General features: G+C 30.0%; 19 protein-coding genes. 15 read left to right on the top strand and 4 right to left on the bottom strand.

From position 1 onward, the window contains the following. Nucleotides 1-101 precede the first annotated feature (101 nt). The 12 genes from uxaC to J2Z42_RS12555 all read left to right on the top strand — a co-directional run bounded on the left by uxaC (nucleotide 102) and on the right by J2Z42_RS12555 (nucleotide 16155). Complete coding sequence (gene uxaC, locus J2Z42_RS12610; RefSeq protein WP_209703130.1) at nucleotides 102-1502, top strand: glucuronate isomerase; 1401 nt, start codon at nucleotides 102-104, stop codon at nucleotides 1500-1502. Nucleotides 1503-1636: 134 nt separating this feature from the next. Further along, nucleotides 1637-2992, top strand: coding sequence for a glycoside-pentoside-hexuronide (GPH):cation symporter (locus tag J2Z42_RS12605; protein WP_209703129.1), 1356 nt, complete (start codon nucleotides 1637-1639; stop codon nucleotides 2990-2992). A 219-nt stretch (nucleotides 2993-3211) separates the two neighbouring features. Next, entirely contained in the window at nucleotides 3212-4921 is a 1710-nt protein-coding gene (locus J2Z42_RS12600; protein ID WP_245331616.1) for a methyl-accepting chemotaxis protein, read from the top strand. A 134-nt stretch (nucleotides 4922-5055) separates the two neighbouring features. Beyond that, nucleotides 5056-6057, top strand: coding sequence for a LacI family DNA-binding transcriptional regulator (locus J2Z42_RS12595; RefSeq protein ID WP_209703127.1), 1002 nt, complete (start codon nucleotides 5056-5058; stop codon nucleotides 6055-6057). Between the two features lie 157 nt (nucleotides 6058-6214). After that, on the top strand, nucleotides 6215-7663 hold the full coding sequence (locus J2Z42_RS12590) for a tagaturonate reductase (protein WP_209703126.1): 1449 nt from the start codon (nucleotides 6215-6217) through the stop codon (nucleotides 7661-7663). A 21-nt stretch (nucleotides 7664-7684) separates the two neighbouring features. Beyond that, the gene (locus J2Z42_RS12585; protein ID WP_209703125.1) at nucleotides 7685-9172 is read left to right on the top strand and encodes a UxaA family hydrolase; all 1488 of its coding nucleotides are present in this window, start codon (nucleotides 7685-7687) and stop codon (nucleotides 9170-9172) included. Between the two features lie 228 nt (nucleotides 9173-9400). After that, nucleotides 9401-10183 carry a 2-dehydro-3-deoxy-D-gluconate 5-dehydrogenase KduD gene (gene kduD / locus J2Z42_RS12580; RefSeq protein WP_209703124.1) on the top strand — a complete coding sequence of 261 codons (783 nt, stop codon included), beginning with the start codon at nucleotides 9401-9403 and terminating at the stop codon, nucleotides 10181-10183. 266 nt (nucleotides 10184-10449) lie between these two features. Beyond that, nucleotides 10450-12291 carry an APC family permease gene (locus J2Z42_RS12575; RefSeq protein ID WP_209703123.1) on the top strand — a complete coding sequence of 614 codons (1842 nt, stop codon included), beginning with the start codon at nucleotides 10450-10452 and terminating at the stop codon, nucleotides 12289-12291. 299 nt (nucleotides 12292-12590) lie between these two features. Beyond that, on the top strand, nucleotides 12591-13352 hold the full coding sequence (locus J2Z42_RS12570) for an IclR family transcriptional regulator (RefSeq protein WP_209703122.1): 762 nt from the start codon (nucleotides 12591-12593) through the stop codon (nucleotides 13350-13352). A gap of 291 nt (nucleotides 13353-13643) precedes the next feature. Next, complete coding sequence (gene kduI / locus J2Z42_RS12565) at nucleotides 13644-14474, top strand: 5-dehydro-4-deoxy-D-glucuronate isomerase (RefSeq protein ID WP_209703121.1); 831 nt, start codon at nucleotides 13644-13646, stop codon at nucleotides 14472-14474. A 176-nt stretch (nucleotides 14475-14650) separates the two neighbouring features. Beyond that, nucleotides 14651-15664 carry a 2-keto-3-deoxygluconate permease gene (locus J2Z42_RS12560; protein ID WP_209703120.1) on the top strand — a complete coding sequence of 338 codons (1014 nt, stop codon included), beginning with the start codon at nucleotides 14651-14653 and terminating at the stop codon, nucleotides 15662-15664. Nucleotides 15665-15699: 35 nt separating this feature from the next. Further along, a complete protein-coding gene (locus tag J2Z42_RS12555) occupies nucleotides 15700-16155 on the top strand; it encodes a NanQ anomerase/TabA/YiaL family protein (RefSeq protein ID WP_209703119.1) in 456 nt (151 codons plus the stop codon). Nucleotides 16156-16232: 77 nt separating this feature from the next. Here J2Z42_RS12555 and J2Z42_RS12550 read toward each other — a convergent pair whose 3' ends face one another. Genes J2Z42_RS12550 through J2Z42_RS12540 form a run of 3 tightly spaced genes read right to left on the bottom strand, consistent with a single transcriptional unit; the run spans nucleotide 16233 to nucleotide 19792 of the window. Further along, nucleotides 16233-18407 (bottom strand): glycosyltransferase family 39 protein, encoded by a 2175-nt coding sequence (locus J2Z42_RS12550; RefSeq protein ID WP_209703118.1) that lies wholly within the window; start codon nucleotides 18405-18407, stop codon nucleotides 16233-16235. A gap of 13 nt (nucleotides 18408-18420) precedes the next feature. Further along, complete coding sequence (locus tag J2Z42_RS12545) at nucleotides 18421-18840, bottom strand: GtrA family protein (protein ID WP_209703137.1); 420 nt, start codon at nucleotides 18838-18840, stop codon at nucleotides 18421-18423. Continuing rightward, on the bottom strand, nucleotides 18824-19792 hold the full coding sequence (locus J2Z42_RS12540; protein ID WP_209703117.1) for a glycosyltransferase family 2 protein: 969 nt from the start codon (nucleotides 19790-19792) through the stop codon (nucleotides 18824-18826). Before J2Z42_RS12540 ends, J2Z42_RS12545 begins: the two co-directional genes overlap by 17 nt. 165 nt (nucleotides 19793-19957) lie before the next feature. On the opposite strand from J2Z42_RS12540, the gene J2Z42_RS12535 reads away from it, so the two are divergent. Further along, nucleotides 19958-20635 carry a response regulator transcription factor gene (locus J2Z42_RS12535; RefSeq protein WP_209703116.1) on the top strand — a complete coding sequence of 226 codons (678 nt, stop codon included), beginning with the start codon at nucleotides 19958-19960 and terminating at the stop codon, nucleotides 20633-20635. A gap of 3 nt (nucleotides 20636-20638) precedes the next feature. Next, entirely contained in the window at nucleotides 20639-21853 is a 1215-nt protein-coding gene (locus tag J2Z42_RS12530) for a sensor histidine kinase (RefSeq protein WP_209703115.1), read from the top strand. Between the two features lie 99 nt (nucleotides 21854-21952). Here the strand turns inward: J2Z42_RS12530 and galE are convergent, their stop codons facing one another. Continuing rightward, nucleotides 21953-22942: a UDP-glucose 4-epimerase GalE gene (gene galE, locus J2Z42_RS12525; protein WP_209703114.1), complete on the bottom strand. Its 990-nt coding sequence runs from the start codon at nucleotides 22940-22942 to the stop codon at nucleotides 21953-21955. Nucleotides 22943-23179: 237 nt separating this feature from the next. On the opposite strand from galE, the gene J2Z42_RS12520 reads away from it, so the two are divergent. After that, on the top strand, nucleotides 23180-24163 hold the full coding sequence (locus J2Z42_RS12520; RefSeq protein WP_209703113.1) for a type I phosphomannose isomerase catalytic subunit: 984 nt from the start codon (nucleotides 23180-23182) through the stop codon (nucleotides 24161-24163). Nucleotides 24164-24307: the final 144 nt, after the last annotated feature.

The following is a 24307-nucleotide window of genomic DNA, read 5'->3' as shown; positions in this document are numbered from 1 at the left end:
TATTATTGTTGTATTTTTAATATATATTGGTTATAATAGAATTGTTACTAATGTTCACGTTAACATTAGTAACAAAACAAAAATAAAGGTAGGTCGATATTATGAAAAAGTTTATGGATGAAAATTTTTTGTTATCTAATGAAACTGCTATAAAATTATTTAACGATTATGCTAAAGATATGCCTATAATTGATTATCACTGCCATTTGAGTCCAAAGGAAATTTATGAAAATAAAAAATTTAAAAATATTACTGAGGCCTGGCTCTATGGTGATCATTATAAGTGGAGAGCAATGAGAATTAATGGTATAGATGAAAAATATATTACTGGAGATGCCAGTGATTATGACAAGTTTATGGCCTGGGCGAAAACATTATCAATAGCTATAGGCAATCCACTCTATGGCTGGACACACTTAGAACTTCAAAGATTTTTTGGAATACATGATACATTAAATGAAAAAACTGCTCCACAAATTTGGGAAAAAGTAAATGCTCTTTTGGCTACTGACGATTTTTCAGCAAGAGAATTAATTAAGAGATCAAATGTAAAAACGCTTTGTACTACAGATGATCCTGTTGATTCACTTGAATATCATTTGAAATTGAAAGAGGATAAGGATTTTCCTGTAAACGTTCTGCCAGCTTTTAGACCAGACAAAGCACTTAGAATAAATAAGGATACTTTTATTCCATGGACTCAGGAACTTGGAAAAGTTTATGGAAAATCAGTAGACAACTATGATGAATTCTTAAATGCTATTGAGTCAAGGGTTGAATTTTTCCACTCGGTAGGATGCAGAGTATCAGATCATGCTATGGATGTTATGGAATATGCAGAATCTACAAAGGAAGAATCATCAAAGATATATTCTAAAGCTTTAAAAGGACAGGCCTTGAGTACAGATGAAATAAGTAAATACAAAACATATACTTTAAGATTTTTAGGAAAACTTTATCATAAATTAGGCTGGGTAATGCAGCTTCACATTGCAGCACTTAGAGATACTAACACTAATATGTTTAAAAAGTTAGGACCTGATACAGGATTTGATGGAATAAATGATCTTTCCATAGCAGAACCTCTTTCAAAACTTTTAAATTCACTGCAAACAGAGAATTCACTTCCTAAAACTATATTATATACATTAAATCCAAAAGACAACCTTATTCTTGCAACTACCGTTGGAAATTTCCAGGGAGATGGCATACCTGGAAAAATACAATTTGGTGCAGCATGGTGGTTTAATGATACTAAAGATGGAATGATAGAACAGATGAAATCTTTGGCTAGTGTTGGACTATTAAGCAGATTTATTGGGATGTTAACTGATTCAAGAAGCTTTTTATCATATACAAGACATGAATATTTTAGAAGAATAGTTTGTGACTTACTTGGACAATGGGTTGAAAATGGAGAATTCCCTTGTGATATGGAAACTTTAGGAGATATAGTTAAAGGAATTTGTTATAATAATGCAAAAGAATATTTTAATATTTAGAAGTTAGGTTTTAAATTGCTGTATACAAAATAAGAAAAATCTTGCTTTATATACAGCAAAATAAAAAATTAAATATAATTATATGAATTTTCTGAGAAAATTATTTAATTTATATATAGAGAAGGAGAGATTATATGAAAAAGTTATCTTTAAAAGAAAAGATATCCTATGGTTTTGGTGACTTTGGTAATGGATTTATGTTTGATTTAGGTCAAGCATATCTCTCAAAATTTTTTACTGATGTTTGCAAAATACCTGCTTCAATGGCAAAAGATATATTTGTATTCACAAAAATATTTGATGCATTTATGGATCCTATAGCTGGTTCAGCAGTAGATGCTAAAAAGCCTGGTAAATATGGCAAATTTAGACCTGTAATGATGATTTCAGCTGTTATATTAGGTATACTTACTATAGTAACATTTATGATGCCTAATTTTGGTACAGTACAACAAAAGCTTATATATGCTTATGCTGCTTATATGATATGGGGACTTGTTTATTCATTTACAAATGATCCTTATGGATCACTAGCATCTGTTATGACTCAGGATGTTGAAGAAAGAAGCCAATTGGCAACGTTTAGACAAGCTGGATCTTTAGGAGCACAACTTATAACTGGTATAGCATTTGTACCTATACTAATACATTTTACAAATCCTAAAGTAGGATATCCTATAGCTGCTACTATTATGGCAATTATAGGTATAGGATCATTCTATATATGTTTTAGAAATACTAGAGAAAATGTCAAACCTCAGGCTAAGACAAAAGAAAAAATAGGTGCAAAGGAATGCTTCAAAGTAATATTTACAAACAAACCGTTATTATGTTTAATTCTTATGACGTTATTTACCATATCATCAATGAATGCAAATAACCAAATGATGATATATTATTGTCAATATGCACTTGGCAATATAAAGCTTCAACCTGTTATAAATTCTATAATGATTGGATGTTCTGTTATAGGTATTGCAGCTATTCCTAAGATGGTTAAAAAGTTTGGTAAAAAGAAAACGGCTATGATAGGTTTTGTCATTGGTATTGTTGCTGATGGATTAAATTTCATAGCACCACCTAATATTGTTGTATTTACAATACTTGTAACTGTTGGGTATGTAGCTTTAGCTATTCCAAATGGTGTTACATGGGCTTTTGTTTCAGATGCTATTGACTATGGTGAATGGCATACAGGCCAAAGAAAAGAAGGTATAACATATGCAGCATTCAATTTTTCAAGAAAAATAGCTCAATCTATAGCAGCATATGTTACTTTAGGAGCTTTACAAATGACAGGATATGTAGCAAATGCTCATCAAACTGCTAAAACTCTATTAGGAATGAAAGCAGTAATGGCATTGTATCCAGCTTGTGCATTAGCTGTAGCAGCTATTGTAATTGGATTCTTATATCATTTGACAGATGACAAATATAGAAGTATAGTAGACGATCTTCATAATGGAAGATATGATGTAAATGTAAAATAAAAAAGTGATTACAACTAGTTTCTCTCAGAACTGAATACATTTTATATAATACAAGTATTTATATTTTAACAATATGGGTACTTGTATTATTATTAAAAAATATAATGAAATAGTAAAGAACTTACTATCTATTTAGTATAAAATCAAATTACTTTTGTATTAAATGGATAATTTATATGAAGTAAATCTGATATTATGGAAGGAGTTTTATTTATAAATATGAAGGCTGAGAATTTGAAAAATATAAAAATTGTGAAAAGTATAATAATTATGTGGATTATATCGCTGTTTACAGCTATTATTATAGGAACAATTGGATATATTAATACTTCTAAAATGCATGAAATAGTAAATGATACTAATGAAAATATTATGCCAAAGTTAAAAGACTGGGGTGACGTCAATGGCAATATGGGTGTTTTAAGAAATACTCTAACTAAGATAATTGATAGACCGTTTGATGAAAAGAATGAGCAGGATATGCTTAAATTGAACAGCAATATAACAAAAATAATAAATAGAAATATTAATATAACAAAAAATGATGAGAAAGAAAATAAAATGGTAGTTCAGATGAAAAGTGCTTATGATCATTATTATTCTTTTATACCTGGAATTATAGAACAGCGCAGGGCAAATAAAGTACCTGACAAACAAATAACGAATGTGGCTATGGGTGTTTATGGTAATGATTTAGCTAAAAAAAATGTTCAACTCGTAAATTATCAAAAAGAGATTGCAAATCAGCAAAGCCAGAAAGCTAAAAACTTATATCATAGCAGTTTGATTTTATTTTGTACTGTTTTTGTACTGTCAGTATCAATTTTTACTGTAATATCATTAGCAGTTATTTCTATTGTTAAAAATTCTATGAATGATTTTATAGAAAAACTTAAAATTCTATCTTCAGGAAATTTTATGATTAAATTTAATAATGGATTTACTAACGAATTTGGAATTATGTATGATGCATTAGATGAAACTATTGTTTCAATTTCAGATGCGTTGAATAAAATTAAAAAATATTCAAATGAGGTAAATGAAAAAATTTTATATCTAGAAAACATATCAGGACAAATGCATTCTTCAATAGGAGAAGTTTCTAGCTCTATAGGAGAAGTTTCTAATGGTTCAAATGATCAAGCTAAAAGCTTAGTAAATATAAATGGCACTTTAAATTCTTTTGGAAATACGCTGGAAACTGTAGGAAAATCTATAAGAAAAATAGATGGCGATACTAAAGATATCAGTAAAAAAGTACAAATTAGTAATGACACATTAAACAACATTGTTAGTTCTATGAATAAAATTACTGATTCTTACGGTGATACAAAAAGTAAAGTCGTGAATTTGACAAATAGTGTTAAGCAAATAACAGATATAACTAATTTAATTAATGATATAGCAGATCAAACGAGTTTACTTTCACTTAATGCTGCAATCGAAGCTGCAAAGGCTGGAAGCGATGGGGCTAGCTTTGCTGTGGTAGCAGATGAAATTAAAAAATTAGCTGAACAGTCTAAGAATTCGTCAAAGAGTATAGATAGTCTGATTTCTGTTATTTATAATGAAGTTAAAATTTTATCAAATACAACAAATAGTACAAATCTTGAATTAGTCAAACAGAAGGATATTATAAAAAATTCCATAAATTTATTTAAGAATATAATAATTAGTATACAGAAATTGTTACCTAAAATTGATGAAGCTAATCAATCTATAGTAAAAGTTAATAAAGATAAAAGCAATATTATAGATAGTGTAGAAGCTATATCTGCAGTATCAGAAGAAAATTCAGCTTCATCAGAACAAATTTCGGCTTCTTCTGATGAAATGGAAAACTTATCAGGAAAAGTATCAAAATCAGCAGTATTATTAAAGGATAAGATACAACATATGATAGAACAAATTGAAAAATTCAATATATAAATAAATTTGTCTGTGTGGCTAAAAAATTTATAGTTTATGCTCTGAAAATGTGATATTATAAGGTATAATTATATATTATTAGTATTTGTGATAACATCTATAATAACATTTGTAATAAAAGAAAGGTGAATAACATGAGCGTTACTATAAAAGATATAGCAAAATTGGCAAATGTATCTCATACTACTGTGTCAAGAGCACTTAACAATAGTCCTTTAATAAATGAGGAAACAAAAAGTAAAATAAAAGCTATAGCTAAACAGCTAAGATATGTTCCAAATTATAATGCAAAGAATCTTGTATTGCACAAATCCAATAACATAGGGCTGTTTTTCTCAAGTATAAGTCAGGGAACATCTCCAAGTTTCTTTTTTGAAATTGTAAGTGGAATAAATAGTGTTATAAGTAAAAATTATAATTTAGTTGTTAGAGGTATTGATGATTATAGAGATTTTTCTACAATAAATGATAAAAGCTTTGATGGAATTATACTTATGAGCCAAAGCGATAGTGATAATGGATTTATATATCATGTCATGGACAATAAAATACCATTAGTTGTTTTAGACAGGAACGTAGCAGAAGAATCTATTGTGAATATATTATCAGATGATGCAGAAGGAGCTTTTAAAGCTGTCAAATATTTAATTGAAAATGGACATAGTGATATTGCTATAATAGAAGGTGAAAAAGAATTCAAATCTTCTAAAGAGAGAAAAAATGGTTTTATAAAGGCACTTATAGATTATAAAATACCTGTTAATGGGGATTACATTATTTCTGGAGATTACCATATGAAAAGTGGTTATTATGGTATGAAAAAGCTTTTAAAATTAAGCAAGGTTCCTACAGCTGTTTTTTGTTCTAATGATGACATGGCTATAGGCGCCATTAAAGCTATAAATGACAGCAAATTCAGATCACCTGAAGACATTTCAATTATTGGTTTTGATGACATTGATTTTTGTGAATATTCCACACCATCTTTAACTACGATTAAAAGACCTATGAAAAAAATAAGTATGCTAGGCTGCGAAAAATTACTAAAATTATTAGGCAAGAAAGATTTGCAGGGAGAAAAAATTTATATTAAAACTGAATTATGTATAAGAGAATCTGTTAGGAAAATAAATTAATGAACAGATTTTTAGCTTACTAAATTTGGAACAACAATTTTCTAAAAAGATATTGTTAACGTGTGCAAAGAATGATATAATATGTTTATACAGAAATCTATATACTGCTTAAAAACATTGCACACGTTAATTATAAATTATAAATGGAGGAATGGGTATGAAATTAAATAAAGGTATTTTGAAGGATTACAAAAAATATCCTGAAAAGGTTTTGCAGTTTGGTGAAGGTAATTTTCTAAGGGCTTTTATTGATTGGCAGATAAATAAGATGAATAATGAAGCAAATTTTAATGGAAGTGTAGTAGTAGTACAACCTATAGAAAAAGGATTAATAGATAAACTAAATGAACAAGATGGTTTATATACATTATATTTACAAGGAATGAAGGAAGGAAAAGCAGTAAAAGAGCATTCAATTATAAATACTATAAGTAGGGGAATTAATCCATATGCCAATTATGATGAATTCTTGAAGGTTGCTGAAAATCCAGAACTAAGGTTTATAATTTCTAACACTACAGAAGCAGGAATAGCATTTAATGAAAACGATAAACTTGAAGATAAACCTCAAAGCAGTTATCCGGGAAAATTGACAGCGTTCCTATATCATAGATTTAAAGCTTTTAATGGAGATAAAAATAAAGGATTTATAATAATTCCATGTGAACTTATAGATAGAAACGGAGAAAAACTTGAAGCTATAATTCGTAAGTATGCAGAAATCTGGAATTTAGGAAAAGAATTTATAGAGTGGCTTGATGCTGCAAATACTTTTTGCTGCAGTCTTGTAGATAGAATAGTACCAGGATATCCAAGAGATACTATAGATGAAGTAACAAAGGAATTAGGATATGAAGATAACCTTGTAGATGTAGGCGAACAATTCCATCTTTGGGTAATTGAAGGACCGGACTGGATAAAAAATGAATTACCAGTAGAAAAAGCTGGTCTTAATGTAAAGTTTGTAGAGGACATGACTCCATATAGAACAAGAAAAGTAAGAATTTTAAATGGATCACACACATCACTTGTTCCTGTAGCATATTTATATGGACTTAATACAGTAAGTGAAGCAGTTCAGCATGAGGTTATTGGTAAATTTGTAAGAGGAGTTATGTACGATGAAATAATTCCTACACTTGATTTGCCGGAAGATGAACTTAAATATTTTGCAAGTGCCGTACTTGAGAGATTTGTAAACCCATTTGTAAAACATTATTTAATGAGTATAGCTTTAAATTCAATGTCTAAATTTGAAACAAGAGATTTACCTTCATTATTAGAATATAAGAAGAGAAAAGGTGAGCTTCCTAAGAGATTGGTATTCTCACTTGCATCTTTAATAGAATTTTATAAAGGTAAAAGAGGAAATGAAGATATTAAGTTAGCTGATAATCAGGATATATTGGATTTGTATAAATCATTATGGTCAAATTATGATGGAACAGAGGCTGGATTAAAGAAGATAGTTACTTCTGTACTTGGATATGAAAAGAATTGGAAGATGGATTTAAATAAGGTTGAAGGTTTAACTGATGCTGTAACTAATTACTTATCAAAGATTGAAAAATTAGGAATTAAGGAAGCAGTTAAAGAAGTACTTTAGATAATAATGGGAGGAAATTCCATGAAAAAGATTATTCAAATAAATGATAACGACAATGTAATTGTAGCTTTAACAGACTTAAAAAAAGGTAATTCAATTAAAGTTGGAGATAGAAAAATTGAATTAAAAGAGGATATAACCAGAGGGCATAAAGTTGCTGTATATGACATTAAATCAGGTGAAAATGTAGTTAAATATGGATCACCTATAGGTCATGCTATAAAAGATATATCCGAAGGACATTGGGCTCATACTCATAATGTAAAGACAAATTTAGATGGTGTAAAAGATTATGTATTTAATCAGAAATTGAATGATAATATTTTTAAGAATGAAAACTTAACTTTTAAAGGCTATAAAAGAGAAAATGGTTCTGTGGGAATAAGAAATGAACTATGGATAGTACCTACAGTTGGATGTGTAAACGGAATGGCAGACAAAATTATGGATAAATTTAAAAAGGAAGTTGGTAAATTATCCATAGATAACACTTTAGTGATCAAGCATACTTATGGATGTTCTCAGCTTGGAGATGACCATGCAAATACAAGAACAATTTTAGGAAATGTAGTTAAACATCCTAATGCAGGTGGTGTACTTGTGGTAAGTCTTGGCTGCGAAAATAACAATATAGTTGATTTTAAAAAATCATTATGTAAATTTGATGAAAAGAGAACAAAATTTTTAGTCCTGCAGGAAGTTTCTGATGAAATAGAAGAAGGAGTAAAACTATTAAAAGAACTATATGAAAATATGAAAAATGACACTAGAGAAGATATTCCACTATCAGAACTTAAAATAGGACTTAAATGTGGAGGCTCAGATGGATTATCAGGTATAACAGCAAATCCACTTTTAGGCAAGTTCTCGGACTTTTTAGTAGCACAGGGAGGGATCACAGTTCTTACAGAAGTACCTGAAATGTTTGGTGCTGAAACGTTACTTATGAGTAGAGCTGAAAATGAGCAGGTATTTAATAAAATAGTACATCTTATTAATGATTTTAAAGAATATTTTATTCAATACAAACAGCCTATATATGAGAATCCTTCACCGGGAAATAAAGCTGGTGGCATAACAACTCTTGAAGACAAATCACTTGGATGTACCCAAAAATCTGGAAGTGCTGCTGTAGTTGATGTACTTAAATATGGAGAAACCTTGAGTACTAAAGGATTAAATCTTTTGAGTGCACCGGGAAATGATTTAGTTGCGGCTTCTGCATTAGCAGCCTCAGGTTGCCATATGGTCTTGTTTACTACAGGGAGAGGGACTCCATTTGGAAGTTTTGTACCTACAATGAAAGTTTCAACAAATACACCATTGTTTAAATTGAAACCACATTGGATTGATTTTGATGCAGGCGGTCTTGTAGAGGATATATCTCAGGAGGAATTGCTTAAGAAATTTGTTAATTATGTAATAAATGTTGCTAGTGGGCAACTGGTAAATAACGAAAAAAATGATTTTAGAGAATTAGCTATATTTAAAAAAGGTGTAACATTATAATCATATAATAAAAAATAAGTAAGTCTGGTTTTTATAACCTGGCTTACTTATTTTTTATAAGTACATTTTAAAAGGTTTATTTAAATACTTTATTTATCAATATCTAGTTGAAAAATGGAACAATATTATTTATAATAGAAGTATATTCATAATACGATATTATGTATCATAATGCAAAACAAAGAATATAATATTATAAGAAAATTTATCATGGAGAGGGAGATAAAAATGGATGAATCATTAAAGAATTTTTCAATGGACTTTTTCAAACTAGATGGAAAAGTAGCTTTAGTAACAGGAGCAAATATGGGACTAGGACAAGCATATGCAATAGCATTAGCAAAAGCAGGAGCAGATTTATTTATAGTTACTTATGATGATAAATGGGATGAAACAAGAAAAGTTATAGAGGCAGAAGGCAGAAAAGTAGAATTCTATCAGACAGATCTAAGTAAAAAGGAAAACATACAGCCAGTAGTAGATGAATGTATTAAGAAATTTGGAAAGGTAGATATATTAATAAATAATGCAGGAACAATAAGAAGAGCACCATTACTTGAATACAAAGATGAAGATTGGGAAGCAGTAATAGATATAAACTTGAATGCAGTATATTACTTAAGCAAAGCAGTAGCACCATTAATGGTAAAACAAGGCTCAGGAAAAATAATAAATGTATGTTCAATGCTAAGCTTCCAGGGAGGAAAATTTGTACCACCATATACAGCAAGTAAACATGGAGTAGCAGGAATTACAAAAGCATTTGCAAATGAGTTAGCACAGTACAATGTACAGACAAATGCAATAGCACCAGGATATATAGAAACAGCAAATACAGCACCAATAAGAGCAGATAAAGAGAGAAATCAGGAGATATTATCAAGAATACCAGCAAATCACTGGGCAAAGACAAGTGAGTTAATGGGAGCGATGGTTTTCTTATGCTCAAGGGCATCAGATTATGTGAATGGTCATATTTTGGCTGTCGATGGTGGATGGCTTGTTAGATAGAAATAGAATTTAGTTCTCTTTATGTATAAAAAAGGATTTATTTATCACAATAAAAATTTTGATAATAAATCCTTTTTTATTGAATTTTGCTTTTTGTTCCTAATTTAATTGGTGTAAAATAAGAAGAAGTAATGATAAAAAATGATACTCTTTAATTAATATGTTATAATATAAAAATATAAAAATTATGTTTTAATGCAAAATTATAAATTATTTTATCAAATATCATTACAATTTTATTTATATTACTTTTAGAGGTGCTAAAAATGAAATTTAAGTTAGGAGAATTTCTAATAGGAAATAGTCTGAAGACTGAAGAATTAAAGGGAGAAAAATTAAATGTTTTTTGGGGACTGCCAATATTATCGAGTGATGCAATTTCATCAGTAGCATATGCTGGAGAGGAAATATTATGGGTATTAATACCGGTACTTGGAATACTATCTTATAAATATATGTTCCTTGCAGCGCTATGTATTGTATTCTTGATGTTTATGGTCACACTTTCATATAGACAAACAATAGATGCTTATCCTGGCGGCGGCGGTTCATATATTGTAGCAAAAGATAACCTTGGGGCAATTCCAGGACTTATAGCTGGTTCATCACTTACTATTGGTTATGTGCTTACAGTTGCAGTTAGTGCTTCTGCTGGAACAGCAGCGGTACTTTCTGCGGCACCATCACTTCTTCCATATAGGATTTTAATAACACTACTTTTAATATTGTTTATGACAATTGGGAATCTAAGAGGTGTTAAAGAATCATCTAAAATGTTTGGAGTTCCTACATATATATTTATAATAGCGATACTTACTATGATAGTATGGGGAATATGTAAGGTAAAGTTATTTGGATATGTTCCTGTTTCACATTATAGTATACCTAAAGTTACTGGAGATATAACTCTATTTTTATTTTTAAGAGCGTTCTCATCAGGGTGTACAGCATTAACTGGTATAGAAGCAGTAAGTAATGGAATACCTAATTTTAAGGAACCATCACAGAAAAACGCAAAAGCTGTACTTGAACTACTTTCACTTGTTGTATTTTTAGTATTTGGAGGATTATCATATTTAGCTACATTATATCATGCAGTGCCTAATTCACAGGTGACGGTTGTGGCTCAGATTGCATCACAAGTATTTGGCAATAACATAATGTTTTATATAATTCAGACAACGACGGCAATTATACTTATAATGGCTAGTAATACGGCGTTTTCTGGATTACCAATGCTTCTTGCATATATAGCTAGAGATGGATTTGCACCAAGGCAATTTGCAAAGAGAGGCAAAAGGCTTGGATATTCTAATGGAATAATAGTTCTTGGAGTAATATCAGGATTGTTAGTTGTTCTATTTAAAGGCGAAACTCACTATTTGATGCCACTTTATGCAGTTGGAGTATTTATATCATTTACACTTTCTCAATCAGGCATGCTAATAAGGTGGGCAAGAAGAAAAGAAAAAGGTTGGCTTCATAAAGCGGCTATAAATGGAATGGGTGCATTTATAACTTTTGCCACTGCAATAATACTTGGAGTAACTAAGTTTTTAGATGGTGCGTGGATAGTTCTTGTCCTTATACCATTAATTGTATATTGCATGATTAGTATAAAGAAACATTATTCGGAAGTCGCAAGACAGCTTAAGCTTCCTTTAGATGAGAAACCAAAAGAGATAAATTATGATGAACAAAAAAGGTACGTAATAGTTCCAATAGATACATTAAATAAATCATTTTTAAAAGCATTGAATTATGCGAGAACCATATCGGACAATATAATAGTATTCCATGTATCTGTAGATGATATGGCTACAAAAAAACTTTTGGAAAAGTGGGACAAGTATGATGTAGGAATACCTATAATAGTAAAAAAGTCTCCGTATAGGAGTATTGTAGGGCCTCTTGTAAAGTTTATAGAGTCAGAAGAATATGCAGCTGGATCAAAAGATACTGTAACTGTAGTTCTTCCTCAGTTTGTGGTTACAAAGTGGTGGGGAAACATATTACATAATCAGACTGCACTTTTTATTAAGACTATGCTTTTAAAAAGAAGGAATATTGCTATAGTAACAGTTCCTTATATAATATTTGAAAAATAAATTTAAAGAATAAATCTGTTAACGAAATCTATGGTTTAACAAGAGAAGTTAGATTATAGATTTTGTTACCTTACAATATTTACTGTATATATTATATAACTGTTAACGTTAACATAATATTAGCCTTAAAAAGTGATTATATTAAACTATATAGTATGCATGCTGATAAATCTTTCATCTAAATAATATAGCAAAATGGAATTAAAAAATATAGGGTATTGAAGTAATAAATTAGAATTGATACAATATAATATATGTAACTATAGATAAAATATGTGAATTCAAAGGAGAAAAATTAAATGCAAGAATTGGTTCAATCTGTAGATAGGGCACTTTGTATTTTGGAATCATTATCTGATTATGAAGAAGGCCTTGGAATTACAGAGATAAGTGAAAAAGTAAATTTGCATAAAAGTACGGTATATAGACTGATAAATACTTTGATGTATAAAGGTTATATAACACAAAATCACAGTACAAATAAATACAGTTTAACTCTGAAATTATTTAAACTTGGAAGCAAGAAGATTGAAAAAATGGATTTGGTATCTGTTGCTCAACCATACTTAAAAAAATTAATGGAGGAAACTGGAGAAGTAGTTCATTTAGCTGTTAGGGAAAATAATGAGATAGTTTACGTAGCTAAAGTTGAACCGCAAAAATCTATAATGATGTATACAAGAATAGGTATGAGCAAGCCTATGTATTGTACAGCTATGGGAAAAGCTATAATGTCTGAATTGACAGATGAGGAAGTTCAGAATATATGGAGTAAAAGTGACATAAAGAAATATACAGACAATACTATAGTTGATCTTAGTAAATTAAGAAAAAGTCTAAAAGATATTAAATTGAAAGAATATGCTTTAGATAATCAGGAAGTTGAAGTTGGTATAGTATGTGTAGGTGCAGTACTTAAAGATTATAAAAGCAAAATTTGTGGTGCAGTTAGTGTATCATGTTCTACTATAAGTTTTAGTGAAGAAAAATTATCTAATATTTCACATTTGATTTTAAAATATTCAAAAAAAATATCAGAAGAGCTTGGTTATAGAAATTAATTATAATCAAGTTTTTTTTATTTTATAAAATATTTTTATAATCACTTGAAAAATGAAATTCAATTTTGTATAATAATAGTAAGTTCATTATACGAAATAACAATCCACATTATGAATAATATCATTAAGTAATATGAATAAAAATTATGGACTAGTTGTATGTGATATATTTTACATTTTTTATTAGTTAAGAGATGTAAAAATTGTAAACGGTGACGTATTAATTTTAATAAGATAACTATTATCTTAAAGATAGTTAAATTTTATAATTAAAATATTAGGAGGAATATTATGGAAACAAGATATGCAAATCATCCAGATGATTCAAAAAAGTATGATACTTCAGAATTAAGAAAAAATTATTTACAGGAAAAGATATTTATAAAGGATGAAATAAGTTTAACATACAGCCATGTAGATAGAATAATATTTGGTGGAGCTAATCCTGTAGATAATAAACTTACTTTAAAAGCAGGAGATGAATTAAGAGCTGACTATTTTCTTCAGAGAAGAGAAATGGGAGTTATTAATGTAGGCGGCCCAGGAACTGTTACTTTAGATGGCAAAGAATATAAATTAAATAAATATGAAGGACTATATATAGGAAAAGGAACTAAAGATGTAGTATTTGCATCAGATGACAAGAATAATTGTGCAAAATTTTATATAAATTCTGTACCTGCTCATAAAACATATCAAACTGTTAAAATTGATAGAAGTATGGCAGTAACTGCAGAATTAGGCGATCAAAAGAATATGAATAAACGTACAATATATAAGTTTATTCATCCTGAAGTTTGTGAAAGTTGTCAGTTATCTATGGGAGTAACTATGTTGAAAGAAGGAAGCGGCTGGAACAGTATGCCTTGTCATACTCATGAACGCAGAATGGAAGTATATTTCTATTTTGATTTACCAGAAGATCAAAGAGTATTCCACCTAATGGGACAACCTAATGAAACAAGGCACATAGTAATGGCGAATGAACAAGCAGTAATTTCTCCAAGTTGGTCAATTCATGCTGGTATTGGAACAAGTAATTATACTTTTATATGGGGAATGTGTGGAGAAAATAAAGATTTTGATGATATGGATAATATAGAAACTAAAGATTTAAAGTAGTTTTAGAATAATTATTAATCATGAGATAAAGTAAGGAGTACCTCCTTATGAATTAGGTTAAAATATGTCCAAGTATAAGCCTAAATGGAAGATTAATTGGAGGTACCTCTAATAGAAATTATAAATAAAACTTAATGATAATGCAATGATAACGTTTAATAAAAAGGAGTATAATTATGAAAATTAAGAAAAGTATAGAAAAAATACCTGGAGGTATGATGATTGTACCTCTATTCCTTGGAGTTTTAATTAAAACATTATTTCCAAATGCTAGTAAATTCTTTGGAGGATTTACAGGAAGTTATTTAACAGGAACATCAGTTATATTATTTGTATGGTTTTTATCTGTTGGAACTACTATTGATTTACGTACTTCTGGATATATTGCAAAAAAAGGTCTTTCTCTGTTAATTGTAAAGGTTTTTCTTGCTGGAGTATTGGGTGTAATTGCTTCACATTTGTTGCCAGTGAATGGAATTAAAGCAGGGGTTTTTTCGGGCCTTTCTGTATTAGCAATTATAGCATCTTTTAATGAAACAAATGGTGGACTCTATGCAGCACTTATGACTATGCTTGGTAGAAAAGAAGATGCAGCAGGTTTCCCATTTATAAGTATTGAATCAGGACCTTTTATGACAATGATAACCATGGGAGTTGCAGGTATTGCATCTTTTCCTTGGCCAACACTTGTATCTACATTAATTCCTTTTGCTATAGGTATTGTTCTTGGAACTTTAGATAAAGATTTTCGTAAGTTGTTTGGTGTAATGGTTCCAGCTTTAATTCCATTTTTCGCAGTTACATTAGGTTTTACTATGAATTTTGGAATGATTATAAAATCAGGATTCATGGGGATACTTATGGGAGTTGCAGTAGTTGCAATATCTGGTTCTGTTCTCAGTCTTGTTGATAGATTCTTTACTAAATCAGATGGAGTTGCTGGATGGGCAGCATCTTCTACTGCAGGGGCTGCAGTTGCGGTTCCTTTTGCAATAGCACAGGCCAATCCAAAATTTTTACCTACTGCAAGTTCAGCTACAGCTATTGTTGCTACAAGTGTACTTGTAACTGCATTAATAACACCTTTTGTAACTATGTACTTTGAAAAGAGAGCCAGAGCTAAAGGATTGCCAATTAAGCCAGCTAAATATGATTTTGATAAAAAAGATATGGCTAAATTAGAAAATTAATAGTTAATATTTTTAAAATATGGGGGAGAAATAATATGATTTTAGATAAGTTAGAGAATGCACATATTTATTTTAGCTTAAATGATAAATTTAAAAAAGCTTTTAAATTTTTAATGGATAATGACATAGAGAAACTTGACGATGGAAGATATGAAATAGATTCGGATGAAGTTTTTGCTTTTGTACAATCATATACAACTAAGAGTGAGCATGAGAATAAGTGGGAGTCACATGAAAAATATATAGATATTCAGTATATTGAAAAAGGTGAGGAAACTATTGGATGGACTCCGGTAAATCAATTAGTTATAGATGAAGAATATTTAAAAGATAAAGATATAGTTTTTTATAATGCAACTTCTCAGCGGACAAAATTAAATTTAAATGATAAATATTTCGGAATATTTTTTCCAAAAGATGCACATAAACCTGGATGCATTTTTAACAAGCCAACAAAGATAAAGAAAGTTGTAATAAAAGTAAAAATGTAGAATAAAAAACTCTTGTACAAAATTCATATGGATTTTATACAAGAGTTTTTTAGTTTTAAATTAATATATAGTTTAAATTATTTTACGCTGCCTTTTAAGTCATATAGTGCTTCAGAATTATTATGATCGAATCCTGAAAATCCACTTTTTGTTGAACTTTTATTTGATTTATTTAATTGATTGTTTGAAGTAGTAGTATTTTTCCACTGACTCTCTGAAACAGCTTTACCATTTTTCTTGACCCAGTTCATAATGTCATTTGAACCTCCCTGCATTCCGCCTGTAAGTACATATCTAACCTCACCATTTTTGACTAATTCTTTGAATTTAGATAAAGTAATTATATTGTCAGAACCTGAGAATCCACCAAGAGTCATTACGCCTTTACCGCTTTTAAGTATAATATCTTCAGCAGAGTTGGAACTTGAAACTACAAGCATATATTTTTCAGTTGAAGTATGGCTTTCAAGGAAGCTTATCAATTTAGTATTACTGCTGTTCATTTCTCCGTGTCCGCCGCCCATCATTTGGGATCCACTATTTGATAGAAGTTCTAATCCACCACAAGGAATTGTACCACTTATTGAATGTGTTATAGCTGCGGATGAACCTATTGCAGGTGTTGCTAAAATTCCTATAATAGCAAGGGCTGTAAATGCTTTTGCAAAATTTAAATGTTTGTTTGCATTAAGATTTCTGCCTTTTATTATTTTGTATATTATTAAAATAATAGATGAGGCAAAGCAAATTACTAAAGCTGCTATAATTGTATATCTAATTGAAGATGACAGGTTAGTGAAGTAAGACAACATAAGCAAATGAACTAAACCTGTTGCAATAAGTGCTACTGGTAATAAATAAGCTTTTATACCATTTCCTTTATAAAGTTTCCACATTGAAGTAATGCCTATTCCTGATAAAGCTGCAATAGGAGGAGCTAACATAGTAAGGTAATATGGATGAAATAAACCTTTGGTATAACTAAAGTATAAAAATTCAGGTAATAGCCAGACAATCCACATAACCAAATCAAGTTTTTTCTTATTATCAAAAGGTGCCTTTAATTTTTCTTTTATAGCTGCTGCAATAAATCCTAATAATGCTAGAGGTAAAAACCACACTATCTGATCTGATAAAATATTTTTTGAGAACAATCTAGTAATGCCTGCTGTGGTTTGACCACCAAAACTTCCTGATAAACCACTACCACCAGGACCGCCACCGCCAGGGCCTCCGCCGTTAGATCTACCGGTATTGCCTTTAGAAGTATTGCTATTAGGTGCACCAGAATTATTATTTCCTGGACTACCACTTGGTGGTGTACCTCCCGGATTTCCACTTTGAGCAGCATTTTCGTTAGTATTTTTCATATTAGAGGTTGATTGCTGCATATTATTTTTGAAACTTTTCTGGTTTTGTGACATTTCACCGGGAGCACCACCTCCACCTCCCATGCCGCCACTACTTCCACTTAATCTTGCAATACCGTTATGTCCGGATATAAGCTCAATAACAGTATTATTGGTACTACTTCCAACAAAAGGTCTATACTGTGATGGAACCAGATCTACAACTATTGCCCATGAAAATGACACTGCAATTAGTATTATACTACCGATAACTAGATGCTTTAGTCTCTTTTTAACAGGTGCAGCTGAAGAAATGAGATAGGTTATATAAAGAGCAGGTGCTACCATATAAGCTTCAAGCATTTTTATATTAAATCCAATTCCTACTAAAACCAAACTTATTATAAGATATTTAAAATTCCCTTTTTCTGCTGCTTTGGACAGAAATAAGCAGGCTATGAGTAATGTTACAACGAGTAAATTATCTATTGTATTATTTCTACTTGTTGCTATAAAAACCGGCGTTATAGTAAGAAATAAAGCTGAAATAAGTCCAGCTGCAGTTCCGAAGGATCTTTTTACTATATAATATACTAGGGCTACTGAAATTACTCCTGCAAGAGCTTCTGGAAATAATATACTCCAACCGCTGAAGCCAAATATTTTAGCAGATATAGTTTGTATCCAGAAGCCTAAAGGCGGTTTATCAATAGATACGAATCCAGACGGATCAAAGGATACAAAAAAGAAATTTTTAAAATTTATCATCATGCTTTTTACTCCAGCGGCATAATAACTATTCCCGTATCCTTCTATACTTAAATTTGCAAAATTCAATATTGCAGATAAAAGTAAAATTCCGCATAGTGCAATGTTTCCTTTTGTAAATTTTATTCTTTTCATAAAATTATCCTCCTTAGTTGAATACCCAAATTTTATATAATAAAAAGTTTATTACCTGGGCTATTAAAGTTACAATTATTTTTGATACATATACATTGATATTAAAATCATTAACTAGAGCTTTTATAAATATTAATGTAACTATGAGCGAAATTATATTAACTACTATAAACTGAAATAATTCATGGATCATTTTTTTATTAGAATTATTATGGTCAAATGTCCATTTTTTATTGAATACAAAACTGTTTGCAACTCCAAAACTGTAACCAATTACCTGACTTATAGTATAATGTATTCCCAGCAAGCTTTCACATATAGTAAATATGGCAAAATCTATTATTGTATTTAACACACCCGTAGCAGAGAAACGGCTGAGTAATTTGAGTTTGCCATTGAATATAGAATCTAATGTTTTATTTAACACATTCATGTTTTTTAGATAAGTTTTCATTAGTTATAATGCTTTCTATAATATAATTAGGTCTTTCTCTGCTTTCATCAAAAATTCTACCTATATATTGACCAATTATACTCATACAGGTAAGTGTTATTCCAAACATACTTAAATCTAATGCTATGATAAATCCGAAATTTATAATACTTGTTTTAGTCATTAAATGTTTTACAATATCTGCAATCATGGAAAATATTCCTATGAATAAAGATAATCCACCTATATATCCTGACATTATAAGAGGTTTATATGAAAAAGAAGTTATACCATCTAAAGCTAGTTTCATCATTTTCTTGAGTGGATATTTGCTTTCTCCTGCGAATCTTTCCTTACGTTCAAACTCTACAGACGTTTGTTTGTAGCCTACCCAGCTGACTAATCCCCTAACATATCTGTTCCTTTCAGGTAATGAATTTAAAGTATTGCATACTTTTCTGTCTATAAGTCTAAAATCTCCTGTATCTACAGGAATATCAACATTAGTCATACTTTTTAATAATCTGTAAAATGATTTAGCTGTGAATTTTTTGAAGAATGATTCACCTTCACGTTTTGATCGTTGCCCATAGACTACATCATAGCCTTCTTTCCATTTCTTAATCATATCGAGCATGACCTCTGGAGGATCCTGAAGATCTGCATCTATAACTATAACAGCAGCTCCTTTGGTATTTTCCATTCCTGCGGTTATAGCACACTGGTGGCCAAAATTTCTTGAAAAATTTATTAATTTTATATTTTTATCTTTTTCACATATGGATTCTGCTTTTTCTCGTGTACTGTCATAACTTCCATCATTTATAAATATAATTTCATAATTTTCACATGTAGTATCCATGACATTTTTTAGTCTGGAATAACTTTCATCAATTACAAGTTCTTCGTTATACAGAGGAACAACTATGGAATAAGTTATATTATTATACATTTCCTTCACCTCAATTTGTATTTTCTCTAATTATTATTTTGCTGTATTAACCTTAAAAGAAACTTAAAAATATAAATAATAAATGTAAATTAAATTTAAACAAATCAAATTTTAGTATATAATTTAATAAAAAGAAGATAAAAAATTACAAAAGGAGGTAAAATTGTGAGATTACTTTTAGTTGAAGATGAAGTTATGCTTTGTGATGCACTTGTATATATTCTTAAGAAGAATAATTATATAGTTGATACAGCTTATGATGGAGTTGAAGGAAATGAAATGGCACAGAGTAAGATATATGATGTCATAATTTTAGACAGAATGCTGCCTGGAAAAAATGGAATTGATATTTTAAAGGATATTAGAAAAATGAAAATTGAGACACCTGTAATCATGTTGACAGCTATGGATTCAATCGAAAATAGAGTGGAGGGTCTTGATAATGGGGCAGATGACTATTTGGTTAAGCCGTTTGATACTAAGGAATTGCTTGCTAGAATAAGGGCTCTTGGCAGGAGACATACTAATTTTATTCAGGGAGAAAATATAAAATTGCATTCATTGATATTTGATCCACTTAGAGGAGAAATTGAATGTAAAGGAAATATTGTTAAATTAACATCAAAAGAGTCTCAGCTTTTGGAATTATTGGCACGTAATAAGAATCAGGTAATAACTAAGGATCAAATATTGGATAGAGTATGGGGGCTTGATTCTGATGTAGAGATGAATAATAATATAGAAGTTTATTTTTCATATCTTAGAAGAAAACTTAGAAAAATAAGCAGCAATGTAGTTATTGAAACCATAAGAGGTATAGGCTATTGTCTGAAAGAGGTTTAAAATATGTTTCGTAAATTAAAAATAGAACTTGTATTAACAAACTTAATACTAACGAGTTTGGTGCTTGTAACCATATTTTCTGGAATATACATATTAATGAGGGGAAGTCTCGATCATTCCGCTTATATGAGAATGATGAAAACTGCGGAGATTGAAAATATTCCACCTTCTGAGCCACCTGGAAAAAATCCAAATCCTTCAGATAACTTTATTGTAAAAATAGATCAAAGCAATAAAATATATGAAATTTCAACTAACTCCAGATTATCTAAAAATCAGGCTGAGACAGCAGTTCAGAATGTTCTAAAGAGTAATAAAAAAAGAGGCAACATAAGCTATGATAATTTTACTTTTAGGTACATTAAAGAGCCTAAAAGTTATGGATCTATTATAGTTCTTCAGGATAAATCTTTCGATAATAGAGTACTGAACAGTCTTATTGGTATATCTGCTATTATTTGTTTGGTAAGTCTTATACTTGTATTTATAATAAGTTTATTTCTTGCAAATTTATCACTTAAACCTATTATAAAAGCATGGGAAAAACAAAAAGCTTTTGTTGCAGATGCATCTCATGAACTTCGTACACCGCTTTCAGTTATAACAACTAACTTAGATCTGGTATTGGACAATGGTGAAGAGACTATAGAAAGTCAGGGCAAATGGTTGGGAAATATAAAACTTGAGACAAAGAGAATGACTAAACTTATAGAAGATCTGCTTTTTATTGCCAGGTCAGATGCCCATAAAACTTCTTTATTATCTTCTAAGTTTGATTTGAGCAGTTCTATCATGAAATCCATAATACCTTTTGAAGCAATTGCTGTGCAGCATGGAATAGAACTTAAATCAGATGTTTTACCGGATGTAAACTTTTTAGGAAATGAAGGACGAATAAATCAGTTGATAGTTATTTTAATTGATAATGCTATTAAGCATACTCCAGAAGGAGGCATTATTGAAGTTAAAATGGCTATTATTAAAAATAAAATTCAAATATCAGTTTCTGATACAGGTGAAGGTATAGAAGAAGAATACCTGGATAAGATATTTGAAAGATTTTATAAAGTAGATAAATCCAGAGCAAAGAAAGATGGTCATTTTGGACTTGGACTTTCTATTGCAAAAACTATAGTTGAAGAACATAAGGGAAATATAAGTGTTTCTAGTATTTTAGGGAAAGGTTCTGTGTTTAAGGTAATATTTCCGCTGAATTAAATAATTGAGTTTAGGCCTGTTTAGTTAAATGAAGAAGCAGGAGAAAATGATATAGATAAGGGATAGATTTGTATAAAAATCAAATCTACCCCTATCATATTATTTTTCTTCATATCCATTAGGATGATTTTTATGCCATTTCCAGGCAGTTTCAATTATAGTTTCTAAGGAATTGAATTTAGGCTGCCATCCAAGTTCTTTAATGGCTTTTTCAGAGGAAGCTATCAATATGGCAGGATCACCAGCACGTCTTCCAGCGATTTCAGCTTTAATGTTTATTCCAGTAACTTTTCTTGTAACATCAATAACTTCTTTCACAGAGAATCCTTTGCCGTTGCCTAAATTGTATATTCTGCTTTCTCCTCCATTTTGAAGCCTTTTTAAAGCTAATAAATGAGCTGAAGCAAGATCTGAAACATGTACATAATCTCTAACACATGAGCCATCCGGTGTATTATAATCATTACCGAAAATCATTATTTTTTCTCTTTTACCTGCTACTACCTGAAGTATTATTGGAATAAGATGTGTTTCTGGATTATGATCTTCACCTATATTTCCGTTTATATGGGCACCACATGCATTGAAATATCTAAGTGCAGTATATTTGATCCCATAAGCTTTATCACACCATTTAAGTATTTTTTCAATGGCAAGTTTTGATTCGCCATAAGGGTTTGTAGGGAAGGTTCTATCACTTTCCTGTATAGGCGTGCTTTCTGGTTCCCCATAAGTTGCGGCAGTAGATGAAAATACTATGTATTTAACATTGTGTTTATTCATAGCTTCCAGCAGTTTTATTGTTGAATATATATTGTTATCAAAATATTTTAAAGGATTTTCAACACTTTCGCCTACAAGTGAATATGCTGCGAAATCTATTACTGCATCAATTTTATTTTCAGTAAAAACCTTATCTAGTATTTTTGAATCTCTAAGATCACCAATATATAATTTTCCACCTAATAAAGAAGATTTATGACCTGTTTTAAGATTATCAAGTACAACGACCTGATGATTATTCTCAATTAAATGAGCTACCATATGACTACCTATATAGCCGGCACCTCCGCAAACTAATACATTCATTAAAATGCCTCCTAAAGAAATAATTGTCTAATATTTATTACACTTAAAGTATACATTAAATTTATTAATAATGTCTTAAAATATTTTAAAACTTTTAAAATATATGATGATTTTTTAATGTTATCTAATTGACTTATAGGTAATGCAGGCTAAGATAATAGAGCAATTTTTTTTATAATGTTATAATAATAATTGAAACTACTGATAATTTAAAATTTATGGAGGAGATGTTTTTACTTGTATCCAATAAAATTTAAAAGTTTGTACTATGAAAAAATATGGGGCGGAAGAGGTTTACAATCATTTAGAGATGATTTACCAGACGGAAATATTGGTGAAAGCTGGGATGTAGCATGTCGCTCAAATGGGATGAGTATAGTTTCAAATGGAGAATTTAAAGATATGAAGTTTGATGAACTCATAAAAAAAATGGGTGATAAAATTGTAGGGACAAAAATAGACAGGCATAGATTTCCTCTTCTTATAAAATTGATTAATGCTACTCAAAAGCTTTCAATCCAGGTTCATCCAGATGATGAGTATGCAAACAAAGTTGAAAATGAAATGGGTAAGACAGAAGTATGGTATGTAATAGAAGCGCTTCCTGGTGCCAGTCTGATTGTGGGTACTAAAAATGAATGTTCTATTGATGAGTTTAAAAAAGGGATTAAAACTGGAACTCTGGAAAAGTTCTTAAATAAAATACCTGTGAAAAAAGGAGATGTTTATTTCATAAAAAGTGGAATGGTTCATGCAATTTGTGAAGGACTGGTTTTAGCTGAAATACAACAGAATAGCGATGTAACATATAGAGTATATGACTATAATAGAGGAAGAGAACTTCATGTTAAAAAAGCTCTTGATGTAATAAATTTTAATTTAAAGCCGAAAAAGAGTACAGGTCTTAAGATACAAAGAGATGGATATGCGAAAACTTATCTATGTTTTTCAAGAGAATTCTCTTTAGAATTATATGATATTTCTAAAGAAGCACTAGAGCACAGCGATAGGGAAAGATTTTATATATTTACCTGTGTAGATGGGTGTGGAGATATAATTTATGATGGTGGAGCTGAACCAATAAAAAAAGGTGATAGTGTACTTATACCAGCGTCTCTTGGAAAATATTCATTAAAGGGCAAAATGAAACTTTTGAGAAGCTATGTGCCTAACTTTGATAAACTTGAAAAAAGTATACTTAGTGAAGTTGAGAAAATTTAATATAATTCAATTCATACAGAAGATTTATTTTTTTATCTTCTGTATTTTTTTGTATCTAGAATACCACAGGTTTTACCTGTGGTTCCGGAAAGCTTATAGCTATGAGTAGAAAAAATAAAACCTCCAATATAAAATAGAAGTGGG

This window comes from Clostridium algifaecis (assembly GCF_017874415.1).
In the GTDB taxonomy this organism is placed as follows: Bacteria; Bacillota; Clostridia; order Clostridiales; family Clostridiaceae; genus Clostridium_B; species Clostridium_B algifaecis.
This window is presented reverse-complemented; position numbering and strand designations above follow the sequence as displayed.